Origin of the sequence: Clostridium gasigenes, assembly GCF_017348895.1 — a bacterium.
In the GTDB taxonomy this organism is placed as follows: domain Bacteria; phylum Bacillota; class Clostridia; order Clostridiales; family Clostridiaceae; genus Clostridium; species Clostridium gasigenes.
The window spans coordinates 3,083,083-3,101,006 of the sequence record NZ_CP071376.1 but is presented as its reverse complement, the minus strand read 5'-3'; the positions used below and the strand labels follow the sequence as shown (position 1 = coordinate 3,101,006).

The following is a 17,924-nucleotide window of genomic DNA, read 5'->3' as shown; positions in this document are numbered from 1 at the left end:
GAATTGAAATTAAGAACAAAATAAGAGGAAGCTATAAGCTTCCTCTTGTGTCATATCAACGTTTCTCATATGTTGCATATTGTAATAAACAATATGCCCTGTTAGGGCGGCTCTTACAGCCATAGATGCAGTTTCTTCATCCCTAATCTCTCCTATCATTATCACATCAGGATCTTGACGCAGAATACTTCTAAGCCCTGTTGCAAAGTCAATATTAGCTTTTCTATTTAAACTTATTTGATTAATTCCCGGAATAATAACTTCCACAGGATCTTCTAGAGTTGTGATATTTATTTCTTCATTATTTATAGTTTGGAGTATAGAATATAACGTTGTCGATTTTCCGCTTCCTGTTGGACCATTTATAATTACTAATCCATTCTTAAAAGATATTATTCTCATTAATTTTTTTAATTGATATTCTGTTAAATGTATTTTATCTAGACTAAAATTAAATCTCATTCCATATAAAATTCTTATAACTAGTTTTTCACCATAAACTGTTAGTATAGTAGAAACTCTTAAATCATAAGAATTATTATTTAGTTTTAAGTTATACTTGCCATCTTGAGGTCTTCTTTTCTCTGTAATATCCATGTTTGCTATTATTTTTATTTTAGACAATAACACCTTATATTCTGAATGCTTAATTTTTCTATCTAAACTAAGCTTACCATCTGTTCTAATTCTAATTAGAACTTCATTTTCCATTGGTTCAACATGTACATCTGATGCCTTTAATTTTATTGCCTTTTCTATAAAACTTTCATGTAGATTTTGACTTTCACCACTAAAAACCCCATCTATAATATTTTGTATAACTTCACTTTCTATTTTTATAAAATCTATTTCTAAGGCAAAGATAAAATTCAAGTATTCTATTATCCTTTCATTACTTTTAACCCCAATTACTATTAAATTATTTCCTTCAATTTTTATAGGTAAAAACATTTCTTCTAAAGCTAATTCTTTATTAACTTTTCTTGCAGTATTTAAATCAATGTCATTAATTTCTACTTTGTTATTTTTCACTTAATTCACCTCTTATGAATTATTTACCATTTAATCAATTTAAATACATTTATTTTCATTTTTAAAAAATAATATAAAAAAAATAAGAGCTATTGGTTAAACTAACCTCTAGCTCTTATAATCTATTTAATATCCACAAAATAATATTTTAAATTATCATTAGTCAAAACTTTAACATATCCATCTTCACATATATATATATTTTCTTTTTCACCACTATCAGTACTGCCTATAAAAAGCACATTTCCAACTTCATCTGATGATAAGCCTTTTTTTAAGTTAATTATATTTGGAAAATCATAAATTAGTCTATTAACCTTTCCATCCTTAACTTCATAAATTGACTGATTATCATTCTTCATCTTGCCTAATATAAATATTCCTTTTTCACTAATTTCTATATCTCTTAACTCAACAATTTCATCTGTTATAATCTTAATATTTTTTTCTTTATCAATTGATTTAAGAATTTTTTTACCAGATAATGACCCTTGTAAAAATACTATACCGTCTTTTGAAGCTTTTAAAAATTCTAAATATCCACTTTCTAATTTGTAAATAAGTTCTTCTTTTCCATTACTTATATTATAAGAGAATATTCCATTTGTTTTATTTTCATCTATTCCATAATAGATAATATTATTACTCCAATCCATTAAATTACCTGAAATTGCAACATTAGTATTAATTTCTATTTCTTTATTATCTTTAAGACTTTTAACAACTAATTGCATATATTTATCTTTTTTAAAATACGAATAATAATCGCCTCCTGAAGATAATTTAGGATTGATAATGTTTTTATCCAATATCTTCATATCTTCATCTTTATAATGTATAAAGGCACTACCTTCTTTTTCATATATATAATTCCCACTAATTATATCATATGCTGCTACTGCTTTATCAATTTCCAACTTATTATACTTACCTTCAGTTAAATTATAATTTGTATGATTACCATTTTCTTCTCTAGCTATTGCACCCTTTTGCAATATAATTTTTTCACTTGGAGCCTCCAAAGTATTGCTACACCCATTTATAAATAACCATGAAGATAACATACTACTTATTAGTAGTACATATTTGCTATTAATCTTCATCTCATTACCTCTTTCCTAACATTAGACATCCTTTAATTTTCTTTATTTTTCTTCATAATATAGACTTTAAATCCCCATTTATATTATTATTATCTTTTACATTATATATCTCATTTTATACTAACACAATAGTTTATATTACTTCTATTTTTTATATTACCTATAGACATCCTGCCATTGATAAATATACAAATAAAATGTTATACTAGCCTTAGTTAATTTCTAACGAAAGGGTGATAAATATGGCTTTAGATGGTATCTATTTGCATGGCTTGGTCTATAATCTGAAAAATTTAGTTTTAAATGCCAAAATCGATAAGATAAATCAGCCTGAAAAGGATGAAATAATTCTAACTTTTAGAAAAGATAGAAAGAATTTAAAATTATTAATTTCTGCATCTTCTAAATTTCCAAGAATTCATATTACAAACACAAATAAAGTTAATCCTCTTAAGGCTTCAACTTTTACTATGGTTTTAAGGAAATATCTAATTGGTGGAAAAATAACTTCCTTTGAACAACTAAGTGGAGATCGTATATTAAAGCTTAATATAGAGTCTACTGATGAATTAGGTTTTGATAGTAAATACTTTTTAATTGTAGAAATTATGGGTAGACATAGTAATATAACTCTTATTCGAGAGCGTGATAATAAAGTTATGGAATGTATTAAACATATAACACCTGATATAAATAGTTTTAGAGTCCTTTATCCTGGTGTAAATTATGTTTATCCACCAGCTTCATCAAGACTTAATCCTTTTAATTTTACATTAGATAACTTAAAAGACTATTTTTCTACTAATGATATATGTATGTCTGAATTAGTTTTTACTAACGTATTTACTGGAATAAGTAAACCTTTGTCCTACAATCTTTTTAATTCTCTATCAAAAGAAAATAAAAATTTTTCTATTGATGAACTTTATAATTTTATTAACAATTTTATTTCAAGTTTAGAAACTAATTTTTCATACAGGATTTATAAAACAGATTCATTATATAAAGATTTTTATTGTCTTCCATTAGATGCTTTAGAAAATACTTATTCTGTTTTAACTTTTGAGAACCCTAGTGAACTTTTAGAAGAATTTTTTCTTATTCGCGATAAACAAGAGCGTTTAAATAGTAAATCTATAGATTTGCAAAGATTAATTCAAACTAATATAGATAGGTGTAATAAAAAATCTAAAAAACTTTATAATATGTTAAAAGAATGTGAAGAAAAAGAATCTTTTAAAATAAAGGGTGACTTATTAACTTCCTATATCTATACTCTCAAGAAAGGTGACAAAGAAGCTAATCTTCTTAATTTTTATAGTGAAGAAGAGGAATATTTAACAATTCCATTGGATGAATTTAAATCCCCTTCTGAAAACATTCAATTATTATATAAAAAATATAATAAATATAAAAAATCTGAAGAATCTGCTATTTATCAGTTAGAGCAAAATGATGGTGAACTCCAATATCTAAACTCTGTTTTTACTAATATTCAAAATTGTGATAACTACGTTGAAATAAATGATATTAAAAATGAACTTATAGAAACTGGTTATGTAAGATTTAAGAAAACTAATAAAAATGGTAAAAAGGATAAATCATCTAAACCTCTTCATTTTATATCTTCTGATGGTTTAGATATATATGTTGGCAAAAACAACCTTCAAAACGATTATTTAAGTTTGAAGTTTGCAAGTAATAATCATCTATGGTTTCACACAAAAAATATTCCAGGATCTCATGTTATAGTTTCTGCCCCACATGTTCCTGATAAAACTATAGAAGAAGCTGCAATACTTGCCGCCTTTTATAGTAAAGCTAAAAATTCTACTAAAGTACCTGTTGACTACACTTTAGTAAAAAATTTAAAAAAACCTAATGGTTCAAAGCCTGGTATGGTTATTTATCATACCAACTATAGTCTTTATACTGAACCTAGTTACTATACTAAATTAATAGAAACATTAACTCAAATATAATCATTTTTTTATTATATACTAAAAATTAGGCAGTTAGAAAGTGAACTAATCACTTTCTAACTGCCTAAATATTTTTTCTGTTTTTAAATTATAATTAAATATTATTAATTACCATATCACCATTATTTTTAATAAGTTTATTATCAAAATATTGATAATAGTAACATTTTATAGTTCCATTATAAAGTTTTCTATTCTTTGATGATTTAACTCCGAATATATTTTCAAAACTCTCATGTGATGTTAATATATTGAAATCCCAATTATCTAACTTATTTTTATATATTCCAAATATTCTATAAAGTTCTTCTATCTCACTCTTTTCTCCAAGTCTTTCACCATATGGAGGGTTAGTAATTATAAATGAATACTTATCATTACTTGAGAATGTTTCAAAATCTCTCTTATGGAAATCTATATAATTAGCTACTCCAGCTTTCATAGCATTATTTCTAGCTACTCTTAATACATTTTCATCATTATCATAACCAATTAATTTAATATCCTTTTTCTTTATAGCTTTTTCTGCACCATCTCTAACTTGCTCAAACATTTCTTTCCCCATAGTTGGCCAAGTTTCACATACAAAACTTCTGCATAATCCAGGTGCAATATTTTGCATTATCATTGCAGCTTCTATTAAAATAGTACCTGAACCACAAAATGGATCTATAAGAGTAAAACTTTCCTTCCATCTTGATATCAACACCATTGCTGCTGCTAATGTTTCTTTAAGAGGTGCGGCTCCTGCAACTTCTCTGTACCCTCTTTTATGAAGTCCAGGTCCTGAAGTATCTATTGATAATGTAACAACATCTTTTAAAATAGCAACTTCTATTTTATATACTGGACCTGACTCTTCAAATCGCTCTATTCCATAAGAATTAGTCATACTATCAACAATAGCTTTTTTTACAATTGATTGACAATCTGGAACACTATGTAAAGTAGATTTTATTGATTTACCAACAACATGCATTACTCCATCCTTTGGTATTAAACCACCCCAATTAACTTTTTTAGTTCCTTGGAATAATTCTTCAAAGGATCTAGCTTCAAATTGAGCCATCTTTATTAATATTCTGTCAGAAGTTCTTACATGAATATTCGCGATTGCAATATCCATTTCATCTCCTGAAAAATAAACTTTGCCATTTTCCGTTTGTAAATTTTCATATCCTAAAGCCTTAAGTTCTTTAGCTGTTATAGCCTCTAATCCAAAGGTAGTTGTTGCAATTAAATTATATTCCATTTTTTACTCCTTTTATGTTGATTTGGGAGCTGACTAGTTTTTTTGAAGCTCCCTTACACTTTTTAAAATAATAAGCAGTAATTAAAAAAAGTGCCTTATATTACGGTGCCTTCATAAATTTTAACTGAATCTACTCCATCTATTTCTTCTATTTCCACTGCTATAATCTCTGATTTTGATGTTGGTATATTTTTCCCTACATAATCAGCTCTTATAGGTAGTTCCTTATGCCCTCTATCAATAAGTACAGCAAGTTGTATTGATTGTGGTCTTCCGACATCAATAATAGCATCAATAGCTGCACGTGCTGTTCTACAGGTAAATAGTACATCATCAACTAAAATTACTTTTTTCCCTTTAATAGGGACCCCTAGATCACTGTTATTAACTTTTGGCATATCTTTTATTTCAGTTATATCATCTCTATATAAAGATATGTCAACATAACCAACAGGCACACTAACACCTTCAATACTTTCAATGTGAGCTCCTATTCTTTCTGCAAGTGGGTATCCTCTTCTTTTAATTCCAACTAGAACTAATTCTTCAACGCCCTTATTTTTTTCAATAATTTCATGTGAAATTCTTACTAAACTTCTTCTAACTGCTTTTTCATCTAGAAGATTTGCTTTTAAGATCATTATAACTCCCCCTTAGGCACCTTCAAAAAATAGCTAATCAATATACAGCTCACCTCGGACTATTATTTTTTAATATACCTTATTATTTTCTTAAATTAGTTAATATGTCTTCATAATAACTTGGTAATTCTGAATTAAATTCCATGTATTCCTTTTTAGTTGGGTGTATAAACCCTAGTGTCTTAGCATGTAATACTTGCCCATCTAACTTATATCTTGGTTTTTTTAGTCCATAGATAGTGTCTCCAACTACAGGATGACTTATAGATGCCATATGTACTCTTATTTGATGTGTTCTTCCTGTTTCTAAGCTACACTTTACAAGAGATGTTCCATTATCATATTGTTCTAAAACTTCATAATGAGTTACTGCTCTTTTACCATCTGATGTTATAGCCATTTTTATTCTATCTCTTTTGTGTCTTCCTAAAGGCTTATCTACAGAACCTTCTGTTTTCATAAATTTTCCTTCTACTAAAGCATAATATTCTCTTTTAATAGTATGTTCTTTAAATTGATCTGAAAGAAAAGCATGAGCCTCATCATTTTTAGCTACTACTATTATACCTGTAGTGTCTTTATCAATTCTATGTACAATTCCAGGTCTTATAACCCCATTTATGCCAGATAAGTTTTTGCAATGATATAGTAATGCATTAACTAATGTTCCAGTATACACTCCCGGAGCTGGATGAATAATCATTCCCTTTGGTTTATTTATTACTATTAGATCTTCATCTTCATAAACTATGTCTAACTCAATATTTTCAGGGGTTACATTTGAAATCATTGGCTCTGGCATAACAACAGTTATATTGTCTCCACATTTCACATTATAATTACTCTTTTGAACCTTTCCATTAACAGTTACTGATCCATTATCTATAAGCCCTTTTAAAAATGATCTTGATTTTCCGTCTATTATATTAGAAATATATTTATCGATTCTTTCCCCTTTATTTTCTTCATTTATTATAAAATTTAATTCTTCCATATGTTAAATCTCCAATTCTTAATATTTTAATTCTCAACACATTATAATATATTAATCAAAGTTACTCAATACATTAAATATATTATATACTCAAAAAGAAAAATCCGTAAAATACGGATTTTTTTTATGTATTATTTCTTTGCAAAAAAGCTTTTTATTTCGTCCATATCATCTGTATAAACTTCTTCTTTAATATATTCTATATTGCTATTTGAAAGTTCAATACCTTTTTCTTCAATTAATTCTAATTCTTCTATTGGTTTAGAAACATTATAATTTTTAGTTAATTCTCTTTCTAATTCATTAAATGTTTGAGTTTGAGTATTCATAAAATTTCTAAACTTAGCTCTAAATTTAATAAATTCTTGTTTAACCTTCTCATACTCATCATTAATTTGAATTACATCACTATGAGATTTATCTAATATTTTTTGTGCAGTATCATTAGCACTCTTAAGTATTATATCTGCCTCTTTTTGTGTATTTTCTCTTGCTTGCTCTGCAGCATTTTGTGCTAATAAAAGTGTATTTTGAATAGTATTTTCTATTTTTTCATAATGTTCTATTTGCTCTGTTGATCTTGATAGACTTTCTTTTAATCTTGAGTTCTCTTTAAAAACTTCTTCGTAATTTTCAACTACTTCATCTAGAAATTCATCTACTTCTTCTGACTTATAGCCTCTTAAAACTTTTTTAAATTCTTTATTATTAATATCCATTGGAGTAAGTTTCATACTATCACCTCTATAAATTATGTGTATTTTTTTATTATAACTCTTTGTTTTTCACTTTTAGTTTCGCCTATAACATCTCCCACAATAAACTTTCCAATTCCTCGAATAGTTATTCTTGTGTCTTTTGATATCTCTTGGCTTTTATTTTTCACTTTACCATAGTCAACTAAAACTTTACCTGTCTCAATAAGATCTATAGCCTTCCCCCTAGATATTTTCGCTAATTTGCAAATAAAATTATCTATTCTCAAAGAGGAGACTATAATTACAATCTCTTGAAACTTAACTATTGGAACATCATCATATTTTTTTATAGCACTTACTGTAACTGGAGTTTTTCCTATTGTAGTAAGATTATTGTAAATATAAGTCCATATATCATCCATTACAGGTACATATGCTTTATTTTTATCTATAACTATATCACCAATCTTTTCTCTTTCTATTCCTAAGGAAAGAATTGAGCCTAAATAATCTCTATGATTCAATTCGCTGAAGTTTGAATTACTTTCTATTAATAACATTACTACAGGATACTCAGCTTCATATAAATTATTAAATGCTATTACTCTTCTTTCACACTCTTGAAAAAAGCCATTTGTCTCCACTTTAAATGTATTACTATTGAAATTTTCATAGTAATATTTCCAAATATTTGGTGGCATAAACGAATTAGTAAATACAGTAATATCCTTTTCACTAGCTAATCTAAATTTATCATATACTCTTAAAGCTTCCATGCTTTCATCCTTAGAAAAAGCTTTAATTACATAATCTCTACTTATCATTATAATAGCATCTTAAATATAAATTTTCTAATAAAGCCTATAAATAATATTGCAAGTATAGGAGAAAAATCTATTCTATTCATACCAAATAAATTTTGTTGTAATCTTCTAAAAGGTTCTAAAATAGGAAAGTTAAAAGATTTTAGTAATTGAAATAAAGATTTTTCCCTAATACTTGGAATATACGACAATATTATTTCAACTAATATTGTTGTTTCTACCAATCCACTTAATAACTGTACAAATATGACTATTATATTTATAATAAACGCCTCCTACTTATTCCAGTTAAATAATGCTTTTGAACTTAATTCATTTTTCAATTCACTTGTAACCTCAACATTTGATGGTGATAATAAATATACTCTTTGCTCAATTTCTTGTAATTGTGCTCCTAATACGTAACATGATCCACTTATGAAATCTACTAATCTTTGAGCTACTTTAGTTTCTAGGCCTGTTGCATTTACTACTACTATTTTTCTGCCTTTTATAGCTTCTGAAATTTCTCTTGCATCATCATAATTAGTTGGTTTTGTTACCATTACTTTAGCTGTTGCTGCTGAATGTATGTTAACTACTTTGTTTCCCTTTGTTGATTGAGACTGTATCATTGTTTCAACAGGATCTATATTCTCATCATTTTCTACAGCGTCTACATCATCAAAATCTTCTTCGTACTCACCTAATCCTATAATGTCTTTAAATTTTCCAAACATATTTGCCATTTTTACTTCCCCCTAAATGTTTCTTGTTCCAAATATTCCTGTTCCAATTCTTATCAGTGTTGAGCCCTCATCAATAGCTGCCTTATAATCATTAGACATTCCCATTGATAATATTTCCATTGATATATTTTTATATTTTTTTTCCTTAAGCTCATCAAATATTTTTTTTGTTTTATTAAAATAACATTTATTAATTTCATCATTCCCCTTTGGGATGATAACCATTAATCCTTTTACTTTTACAAACTTGCACTTCTCAACTATATCTATAAAATCTAACAATTCTTCTTCTAATATTCCACTTTTACTTTCTTCTTTACCAATATTTATTTGAATTAAAGTATTTGCAATTTTATCTGCTTTTTGAAATTCCTTTTCTATTTTTAAAAGAAGACTAATACTTGAAAGCGAATGTATTAAGTGAACCTTATTTACTAAATGTTTTACTTTATTAGTTTGTAATAGACCTATAAAATGCCATCTAACATCTTTGTGAAAATTTTCTTCTTTAAATACTAATTCCTGAACTTTATTTTCGGCAAAATCTCTAATGCCAAAATCATATGCTTCTAATAAATCCTCTAAGGGTTTTGTCTTTGATACTGCTATTAATGTTACATCTTTTGGTATTTCTTTTTGTATATTTTGTATATTTTTTTTAATACCCAAAGCATCTCCTCCTTAAAAGAAACATTTGCTATTATTTATATTCTTCAAGAAAACCGATTTTCCTTTATTTTTTTAAGTTTTTATTGAATTTTATTTTCCTTCATAAATGCAGTATCAAACGGCTGAGCAGATGAAGGAATAATAATCTCTTCTTTCACTTCAATCTCTACTTTCAATTTACGAATTATTAGTTTGTTTATATAGCTTCCTTCTTCAGTTAACTTCAACTTTAACTGTTCTGGATTTCCTATAACATAGTAACAAAATGGAGAATATTCTGTTACATCATTATCAAATTCAAGAAAAGGCCCATCACATCTTATTGATGTAGTTGGTATTATTCTATGATTATTTAAAGCAACAGCTTCCCCCCCTGCAGTTCTAATTTCATTTAACACCATAGCTGCATCATTATTATGAAATATCGCACTTGAAGTTTTATATGAAGTCTCTTCTATTTTAATAACTATACCTGCACCTTTTACTGGTAAAAGTCCTGTTATCATCCCATAATCATTTACTTGAGCTAACATATCTTTAACTAATTTTTCTTGTTTCTTATCATCATGTGTATAACTATTTATCTTATCTTTACTATAATCATTTTCAGTTCTTAATGTTTCTAAGTCTTTAAACAATTTATTTCTTTCATCTATTGCATCTTTATATTCTTTGGTACTTAATTGCTTAAGGGAAGGTGATTTATTTAATTTTATATTTATTGCAATTATAAAACCTATGATTAAGGTTGCTATAAACGCTACTATTTTCCCACTTATATTTTTCACTTAATCACCTCTCTTATGTGATCTCGCCTTTTCTATCATTAATCTTCTAATAACTGCAAAGTTATTGAAAATTCTTCCTCCAAAAACTATTACCGCTGCAATATATATCGGTATTCCTAGTTTATCACCTAAATATGCAAGCCCAGCTGCAAGTATCGCGTTACCAAAAAATCCAGATAAAAATATGTCAGCTTGAAAATTTTTGGATATTGATGCACGCATTGCTCCAAACACAGAGTCTAAACAGGCTAAAATAGCAACAGACATATATGGTGAAAATGCATTTGGTATATTTATATCTACTAATAACCCTAAAAGGATTCCTACTAACAGTCCTATAAATGCAATCATTATATCTTCCCTCCCCTATTCTTTTACAGGTTTTATAAAATCAGTTCTTAATGATTGTGTAGTTTTATTTATTAATATATCTTCACTTTGTTTTATATCATTATTATAAATTTTTAGTTGCCCAAAATCAAGTGCTCCTCCAAATGTTGCTCCTGCATTTAATTTTCCTTTATCCCCTATAACTTTTATAACAATTTGCTCTTTCGGATTTATTTGTCCAGCTGAGCCTATTTTAATTAAATTACCTGATAATATAATTCCAGTTTGTGGTGTTATTCTAAAATCATTTATTGAAATAGCTTCGGCCCTTGAAGTCCACATAAGATTTACAATGTGGACTAGTTCAATATTACTTATTCCTTTACTAGTATCATTTGCATTTCCCCCAAATATATCTGTTTTAGGATTAAGTGTTATTATAATTCCAGGTCCTATTACATCTACAACCCCTAAATGCATTCTAGCATTATCAAGATTTTTCTTTATTTCGCCTTCTACTTCTCCATTTTTAGATGCAGCTTCTTCTATTTTTTTAAGTTCATCTAAAATCTTAGTATTATTTTGCACAAGTTCTTCTTTTTGTTTTTTAAGACCTTCTATTTCTGATATAATATCTGAATTGGGTTGATTCAAATTATTTTTTTCACTTTTATTTAATAACTTAAATTGATACGCTAGCAAAAACCCTAGTAGCGCACACACTATTGCAACAACAATTTGCGATGTAGATTTTCTCATTTTCTCCCCCTTACTAAGTGAGTGTTAAACAATAATTAATCAACTTCCGGTCTATTTTGTACTATTCTTCATCAAACCAACCTTTACCTAAACTATCTATGCCAAGGTTAAGTTAGTCACCTATCATAAAATATCCTCAGAATATTTGATTTGTTATTTTTTTCAGATTCCTAAGATTCAATTTTCACCACTGGTGGTCCATCAAAACTTACATCTATGTATCCTTTTTGTATATTTTTTTGTTCTAAAATACTAAGTACTTTATCAATCTTCCCGGCTTTATCATTCTTTCTTACTAAATCTTCATCATCTCCAAATAATATTTCTACCCCTTTAATATATCCTTTTATATTTAAAATATCCGATATATCTAATCTTTCAATTCTAAGCTCTGAAATATTAGATTTAATAATTGGATGAAAGGCATTTAAAATTTTACTTGTATTCTCATCATCTATTATTTTTTGTCCAACTTCTTTTCCATTATCCTTTGCACCAATTATACTAACTAGATTTCTACCCTCCAATGTTTTTAATTGTTCTACATAAAAACCATCATTAGTTATAGCTTTATAAATTTCACCTTCTTGTATATAGTAAGCTACTTTACCTTCTTTAATTGATATATTTAAAATAGCATTACTTTTTTTATTAATTTTAACCTCTTTTATATATGGATTTGCTAATATTTTTTCTTGTATTTCTTTATAATCTACAGTAAATATATTTTTTCCTAAATAATCTTTTAATCCATCTTGTAATTCTTTTTCATTAACTGTTGTAATACCAGTAAAATTTATTTGCTTAACATTAAATATTGGTGCTTTATAAATAAAAACTATACTTGCAGTGACGATTATTATTGATGATATAACTAATCTTTTAATAATTTTTTTTCTTTTTTTTAACCTTCTAAATTCTTGCGCTTTATTCATAATTCTCCTATTTTTTCTAAACATATTAATTACTATTAATAATACCACTTTTTTTATTTTTTTTCATTATAAATTTATTAATTTTAACATTTCTACATAAAAAGAACATTTCTTTAGTCTTTAGCTAAAAAAATGTTCTTTCTTATATTATTTAAATTTCTTTTCCTTCTGTTTGTCGTGATATGTTTAAAAGTATTCCCATAGCGATCATATTAATTACAAGAGAGCTTCCTCCATAACTAATAAATGGCATGGGCACACCAGTTACTGGCATTGAACCAGTTACAACTGCAATATTTATAATTGCTTGAACTGCAATTATAGATGTTATTCCAACTGCTAATAATGTTCCATAACTATCCTTTGCCTTCATAGCTACATTAATTCCTCTCCAAATAAAAAATATAAAGAGTGAAATTATGAAAAGACATCCGATCAATCCTACTTCCTCGCCAATAATAGCAAATATAAAATCATTATGTGGTTCTGGCATATACAATGTCTTCTGCCTTGATTGTCCAAGCCCTAATCCATTTAATCCTCCTGCACCTAGTGAATAAAATGATTGTATTAATTGATATCCATCACCTGCAGGGTCTTTCCATGGATTTGTGAAATTCATTAATCTTCTAAGTCTATATGATTCTCCAAATATAAATCCAACCACTGCTATCCCTAATACTGGTGCAATTTTGTAAAATAAATCTTTAATATCTGCTCCACCAACAAAAATCATTATTAATGTAACTATCATTATTATAGTTGCTATACTTAAATTTTTTTGAGCTAAAACAAGTCCTGAAAAAAGACCTGCTATTAATAAACAAGGTAATACCCCTTTTGTAAACTTCTTAATATTATCTCCCTTTAAATCAATGCTCAATGCTAAAAATAATACAACTACATATTTTGCAAGTTCTGAAGGTTGAAAACTTAATGGACCAAGTACAATCCATCTTTTTGCTCCATTAACTGACGGGAAAAAATGTACGGCTATTAATAACACAGGTGTTATTAACAATAAATAAGGTGTTATCTTTTTAAATTTATGATAGTCAAAAGACATCATAAAAACCATACTTACAATTCCAGCTACACTCCAGACTAGTTGTTTTTTTAAATAGTAAGTACTATCTCCTTCATTAAACATGGCATAGTACGAACTTGCGGAGTAAACCATAACTACTCCGATTGCTAAAAGTATACAAACTGAGTAAAATACACCATAATCTATTTCACCCATTTTACTTTTAAGCCTTTTTTTCCTCATAAAAACTCCTCCAAATTAATTGATTCGGGAGCTAAAAGAAAATAACAAGTCAAAAATTTTGACTAGTTTTTTTTGAAGATCCCTTAAAGGGCAACAAAGCCTATAAAGCATAATAAAACTGTTATAACTGCAAAAACTGTAACTATTTTAGTTTCACGCCATCCTTCTTGTTCAAAATGATGATGAATTGGTGCCATTTTAAATAGTCTTCTACCTCTTAACTTATATGACCCAACTTGTAATATTACAGATATTGTCTCTATAACATATATTCCACCAACAATACAAAGTATTAATGGTAATTCAAGCACTAGTGCAATAGTTGCTACGGCACCACCTAATGCAAGTGAACCTGTATCGCCCATAAATACCCTTGCTGGGTAGGCGTTATACCTTAGAAATCCAAGTAACCCACCTGCTAACGCTAATGAAAATACTGCTATAGATTCTTGTTTCATCATAAACCCAACTACTCCAAAGAATGTAAGTACTAAAACAGTAACTGTTGCTGCAAGCCCATCTAAACCATCTGTTAGGTTTACAGCATTAGTTGTACCTACATAATAGAATATTACAAAAGGTATGTATAATAAACCAAGTGGCACTTCCTTATTAACGAATGGTATTATTATAGTAGTTCCTAAATAAATGTATCCATACCAAGCTATAGCTCCTGAAAAAATTAAAAGCAAAGCCATTTTTTGCCATGATTTTAACCCTTCATTATCTTTTTTTATAATTTTTAAAATATCATCTAGAAATCCGATTATTCCAAATGCTATAAATGCATATAAAGCTATCATTGCTTCGTCTGAAGGCTTAAATCTCATAATTAGCATTACAATTGCAGTTGATAAAATAAATATTATTCCTCCCATTGTAGGAGTTCCTGCTTTTTTCAAATGACTTTGAGGTCCTTCTTTTCTTATATTTTGACCAAATTTTAATTTTCTAAGTATTGGTATTGTAATAGGTCCAAGTATTAGTGCAAAAATAAATCCTAGTACTAATGCTATCGCTAAGTTTGATGTTATTATTTCGGTTAATTTCTCCCCCATGTTTTACTGCCTAAAGAGGCAGTTCACCTCCTTCGTTATATTGAGATTTGTTTAATAGAATTTACAATGTCCTCAAACTTCATTCCTCTTGAAGCCTTAACCAGTAATATATCATTTTCTTTAACTAGTGTTTGTACATTGCTAATAAATTCTTCCTTTGTAGTATAAATCTCAATTTCCTCACCATTAAATCCTTCTTTAAAGCTATCTTTATAGTCTCCTATTACAACTAATTTATCTACTTTATCAGATGCATATTCGCCTACTTCTTTATGAGCGTTAAAGGCTTCATGTCCTAGCTCGTTCATGGTTCCAAGAATAGCTATTCTTCTTCCAGATTTATAAGTATTTAAAACATCTAATGATGATTTCATAGAATCTGGACTTGCATTATAACAATCATTAATAATTATAAACTTATCTTTTTTTATAAGTTGTAATCTCATTGATGTTGCTTCTAGATTAGCTATACCTTTTTCCATACTTTCGAAGGTTACTCCAAGTTTGTTTGCTACACTTATAGCTAGCATTGCATTTAATACATTATGCTTACCTGCCATTGGCAACGTAAATTTGTGATGTTTCCCATTTAAATGAGCTTCAAACTCAGTTTCTTCTTCCTTTAGTATAATATTAGTCCCATAGACTTCATATTCATGATTATATCCTGTTTTTGTAATTTTAAAACATTTAGAATTAATATTTTTCAAATTACTATCTTCTCCATTAAGGATAAGTTCATTATCTTCATTAAAGAAATCTATTATTTCCATTTTTGCTTTTAATATATTTTCTCTTGTTTTAAGATTTTCTATATGAGAAAGCCCTATATTCGTTATAACTGCAATATCTGGAATTGCTGTTTCTGCTAGTGTATGGATCTCACCGAGGTCACTCATTCCCATTTCTAATACTGCTACATCATAACTACTATCAAGTTCAAGTATCATAAGTGGTAATCCTATTTGATTATTAAAATTACCTTTTGTTTTAAACACTTTATATTTATCGCTTAAAAATGATGCAATTAAATCTTTTGTTGAAGTTTTCCCAGTTGATCCTGTTACTCCTACAACCTTTATTCCTAATTTTTTTCTATAATAGTTTGCAAGAGATAATAATGCCACGGAAGTATTATTAACCTTTATTATAGTTCCTTTATCTTCTAATTCTTCAATATCAAAAAGTATTTCATCAATAATTACTATAGATGCACCTTTTTCAAATGCCTCTTTTACATAACTATTACCATTAAAATTCTCACCATTAATTGCTAAAAATATATTATCTTTTTCTATTTTTCTTGTATCTATGCAAAGTGAATTAAAGTTATTATTCTTACTGTCCACTAAAACTTCACCATTAATTGCTTTTACTATCTCTAAAAAATTTAGTTCCAAAATATCACCTCAGATTATTTTCTTAAAATTTTATCAACTATTTCTCTTTCATCAAAGTCTATTACACCTTCGTTTGTTATTTGATAGTTTTCATGGCCTTTTCCAGCCATAACTACAACATCGCCTTCTTCAGCCATACTTAAAGCTAACTTTATAGCTTCAACTCTATTTTCTATAGCTAAATAATTGGTTTTTTTAATTCCTAAAATAATTTCTTTTATAATTAACATAGGATCTTCATTTCTTGGGTTATCTGACGTTATAATTGCAAGATCAGCTATTTCACTTCCTACTCTACCAAGCTCTGCACGTTTAACCTTATCTCTATCCCCACCACAACCATAAACAGCAATAAGCCTATTAGTTGTGAATTCTTTTAATGTTTCTAATATATTTTTTAATCCATCTGGAGTATGTGCAAAATCTATAATTATTTCATAAGGTATATCATATTTATGACCTATTCTCTCACATCTACCTGGCACTACAACCTTTTTTAGTCCCTCAGCTATAAACTCGTTTTTAATTCCTAACGACTTTAGTGAAGCAATAGCTCCTAATGTGTTGTATATATTATATTTACCTGGAAGGGCAGAATTAAATTCAGTTCCGTTTACTACAAAATGAATATCACTTTTCTTTAATTGAATATCAGTTGCTCTAAAGTCACTTTCGTTATTAATCGAATAAGTAATTATTTTTTTGCCTTCTATTTGTTTAGCATCGTTTAAAACTCTATATCCATAATTATCATCTATATTAATAATTGCGGTTTTACTTCTCATAAACAATTTAAATTTAGCATTATAATAGTTATCAAAAGATTTGTGGAAATCTAAATGATCTCTAGTTAAATTAGTAAATATGCCTGTTTCAAATTCGCATCCATAAACTCTATCTAATTCTAATGAATGTGAAGATACTTCCATAACACAATATTCACAACCAGCACTTACCATATCACTAAATAGTTTTTGAAGTTCTAGAGATTCTGGCGTTGTTCTTTCAGATTTAACCTTTTCTTCCCCAATATAGTTTGCAATGGTTCCTACTAGCCCTATTTTAAATCCAGCTTTTTCTAATATAGATTTTAAAATATAAACTGTTGTAGTTTTTCCATTTGTACCTGTTACTCCAATTAACTTAAGTTTTTTAGTTGGATGTCCATAATAATTTGCAGCCATAATAGCTAAAATCTTTCTTCCTTCTTTAATTTTTATAATAGTAATATCATTACCCTTAACTTCTACATCATCCTCACATACTATTACCTTAGCTCCAAGATCTACAGCCTTTTGAGCATATTCATGTCCATCAACTTCAAATCCTTTTAAACAAACAAACATATCCCCTTCAAGTATTTTTCTACTATCATATTGAATATTATTTATCTCCCTTTTTAAAGATCCACCTTCTACCTCATATTTAACTCCATTTAATAATTCTAATAGTTTCATCTCA

The 17,924-nt window shown here is 27.7% G+C and carries 19 protein-coding genes; 1 reads left to right on the top strand and 18 read right to left on the bottom strand.

All coding sequences use genetic code 11. From position 1 onward, the window contains the following. Positions 1–9: 9 nt before the first annotated feature. Together J1C67_RS14445 and J1C67_RS14440 are read right to left on the bottom strand one after the other, a co-directional pair. Positions 10–1,032 (bottom strand): GspE/PulE family protein, encoded by a 1,023-nt coding sequence (locus J1C67_RS14445; RefSeq protein ID WP_167864970.1) that lies wholly within the window; start codon positions 1,030–1,032, stop codon positions 10–12. 122 nt (positions 1,033–1,154) lie between these two features. Beyond that, positions 1,155–2,135, bottom strand: a complete 981-nt coding sequence (locus J1C67_RS14440; protein ID WP_167864969.1) for a hypothetical protein — start codon at positions 2,133–2,135, stop codon at positions 1,155–1,157. Between the two features lie 242 nt (positions 2,136–2,377). Here J1C67_RS14440 and J1C67_RS14435 point away from each other — a divergent pair, with 242 nt between their 5' ends. Continuing rightward, positions 2,378–4,117, top strand: a complete 1,740-nt coding sequence (locus tag J1C67_RS14435) for an Rqc2 family fibronectin-binding protein (protein ID WP_167864968.1) — start codon at positions 2,378–2,380, stop codon at positions 4,115–4,117. Positions 4,118–4,211: 94 nt separating this feature from the next. Here J1C67_RS14435 and J1C67_RS14430 read toward each other — a convergent pair whose 3' ends face one another. The 16 genes from J1C67_RS14430 to J1C67_RS14355 all read right to left on the bottom strand — a co-directional run bounded on the left by J1C67_RS14430 (position 4,212) and on the right by J1C67_RS14355 (position 17,920). Then, entirely contained in the window at positions 4,212–5,369 is a 1,158-nt protein-coding gene (locus J1C67_RS14430) for a THUMP domain-containing class I SAM-dependent RNA methyltransferase (protein ID WP_089965657.1), read from the bottom strand. Between the two features lie 95 nt (positions 5,370–5,464). Beyond that, positions 5,465–6,010 (bottom strand): bifunctional pyr operon transcriptional regulator/uracil phosphoribosyltransferase PyrR, encoded by a 546-nt coding sequence (gene pyrR, locus J1C67_RS14425; RefSeq protein ID WP_089965654.1) that lies wholly within the window; start codon positions 6,008–6,010, stop codon positions 5,465–5,467. 82 nt (positions 6,011–6,092) lie between these two features. Next, positions 6,093–7,004: an RluA family pseudouridine synthase gene (locus J1C67_RS14420; protein WP_167864967.1), complete on the bottom strand. Its 912-nt coding sequence runs from the start codon at positions 7,002–7,004 to the stop codon at positions 6,093–6,095. 131 nt (positions 7,005–7,135) lie between these two features. Then, a complete protein-coding gene (locus tag J1C67_RS14415) occupies positions 7,136–7,738 on the bottom strand; it encodes a DivIVA domain-containing protein (RefSeq protein ID WP_089965650.1) in 603 nt (200 codons plus the stop codon). Between the two features lie 17 nt (positions 7,739–7,755). Beyond that, positions 7,756–8,526: a YlmH family RNA-binding protein gene (locus tag J1C67_RS14410; protein ID WP_167864966.1), complete on the bottom strand. Its 771-nt coding sequence runs from the start codon at positions 8,524–8,526 to the stop codon at positions 7,756–7,758. After that, a complete protein-coding gene (locus J1C67_RS19915) occupies positions 8,526–8,750 on the bottom strand; it encodes a YggT family protein (RefSeq protein WP_167864965.1) in 225 nt (74 codons plus the stop codon). The genes J1C67_RS14410 and J1C67_RS19915 overlap by 1 nt, the downstream gene beginning before the upstream one ends. 51 nt (positions 8,751–8,801) lie before the next feature. Then, positions 8,802–9,254, bottom strand: coding sequence for a cell division protein SepF (locus J1C67_RS14400; protein ID WP_089965643.1), 453 nt, complete (start codon positions 9,252–9,254; stop codon positions 8,802–8,804). 12 nt (positions 9,255–9,266) lie between these two features. Then, entirely contained in the window at positions 9,267–9,923 is a 657-nt protein-coding gene (locus J1C67_RS14395; protein WP_167864964.1) for a YggS family pyridoxal phosphate-dependent enzyme, read from the bottom strand. Between the two features lie 80 nt (positions 9,924–10,003). Beyond that, complete coding sequence (locus J1C67_RS14390; protein ID WP_167864963.1) at positions 10,004–10,711, bottom strand: DUF881 domain-containing protein; 708 nt, start codon at positions 10,709–10,711, stop codon at positions 10,004–10,006. Next, the gene (locus J1C67_RS14385; protein ID WP_089965636.1) at positions 10,712–11,062 is read right to left on the bottom strand and encodes a small basic family protein; all 351 of its coding nucleotides are present in this window, start codon (positions 11,060–11,062) and stop codon (positions 10,712–10,714) included. 15 nt (positions 11,063–11,077) lie between these two features. After that, entirely contained in the window at positions 11,078–11,800 is a 723-nt protein-coding gene (locus tag J1C67_RS14380) for a DUF881 domain-containing protein (protein WP_167864962.1), read from the bottom strand. Between the two features lie 170 nt (positions 11,801–11,970). After that, positions 11,971–12,735, bottom strand: a complete 765-nt coding sequence (locus J1C67_RS14375) for a cell division protein FtsQ/DivIB (protein ID WP_167864961.1) — start codon at positions 12,733–12,735, stop codon at positions 11,971–11,973. Positions 12,736–12,886: 151 nt separating this feature from the next. Further along, positions 12,887–14,005, bottom strand: coding sequence for a stage V sporulation protein E (gene spoVE, locus J1C67_RS14370; protein WP_089965628.1), 1,119 nt, complete (start codon positions 14,003–14,005; stop codon positions 12,887–12,889). Positions 14,006–14,088: 83 nt separating this feature from the next. Then, entirely contained in the window at positions 14,089–15,063 is a 975-nt protein-coding gene (gene mraY, locus J1C67_RS14365; protein ID WP_089965625.1) for a phospho-N-acetylmuramoyl-pentapeptide-transferase, read from the bottom strand. 35 nt (positions 15,064–15,098) lie between these two features. Beyond that, entirely contained in the window at positions 15,099–16,463 is a 1,365-nt protein-coding gene (locus J1C67_RS14360) for a UDP-N-acetylmuramoyl-tripeptide--D-alanyl-D-alanine ligase (RefSeq protein ID WP_089965622.1), read from the bottom strand. 14 nt (positions 16,464–16,477) lie between these two features. After that, positions 16,478–17,920, bottom strand: a complete 1,443-nt coding sequence (locus tag J1C67_RS14355; protein ID WP_167864960.1) for a UDP-N-acetylmuramoyl-L-alanyl-D-glutamate--2,6-diaminopimelate ligase — start codon at positions 17,918–17,920, stop codon at positions 16,478–16,480. Positions 17,921–17,924 lie beyond the last annotated feature (4 nt).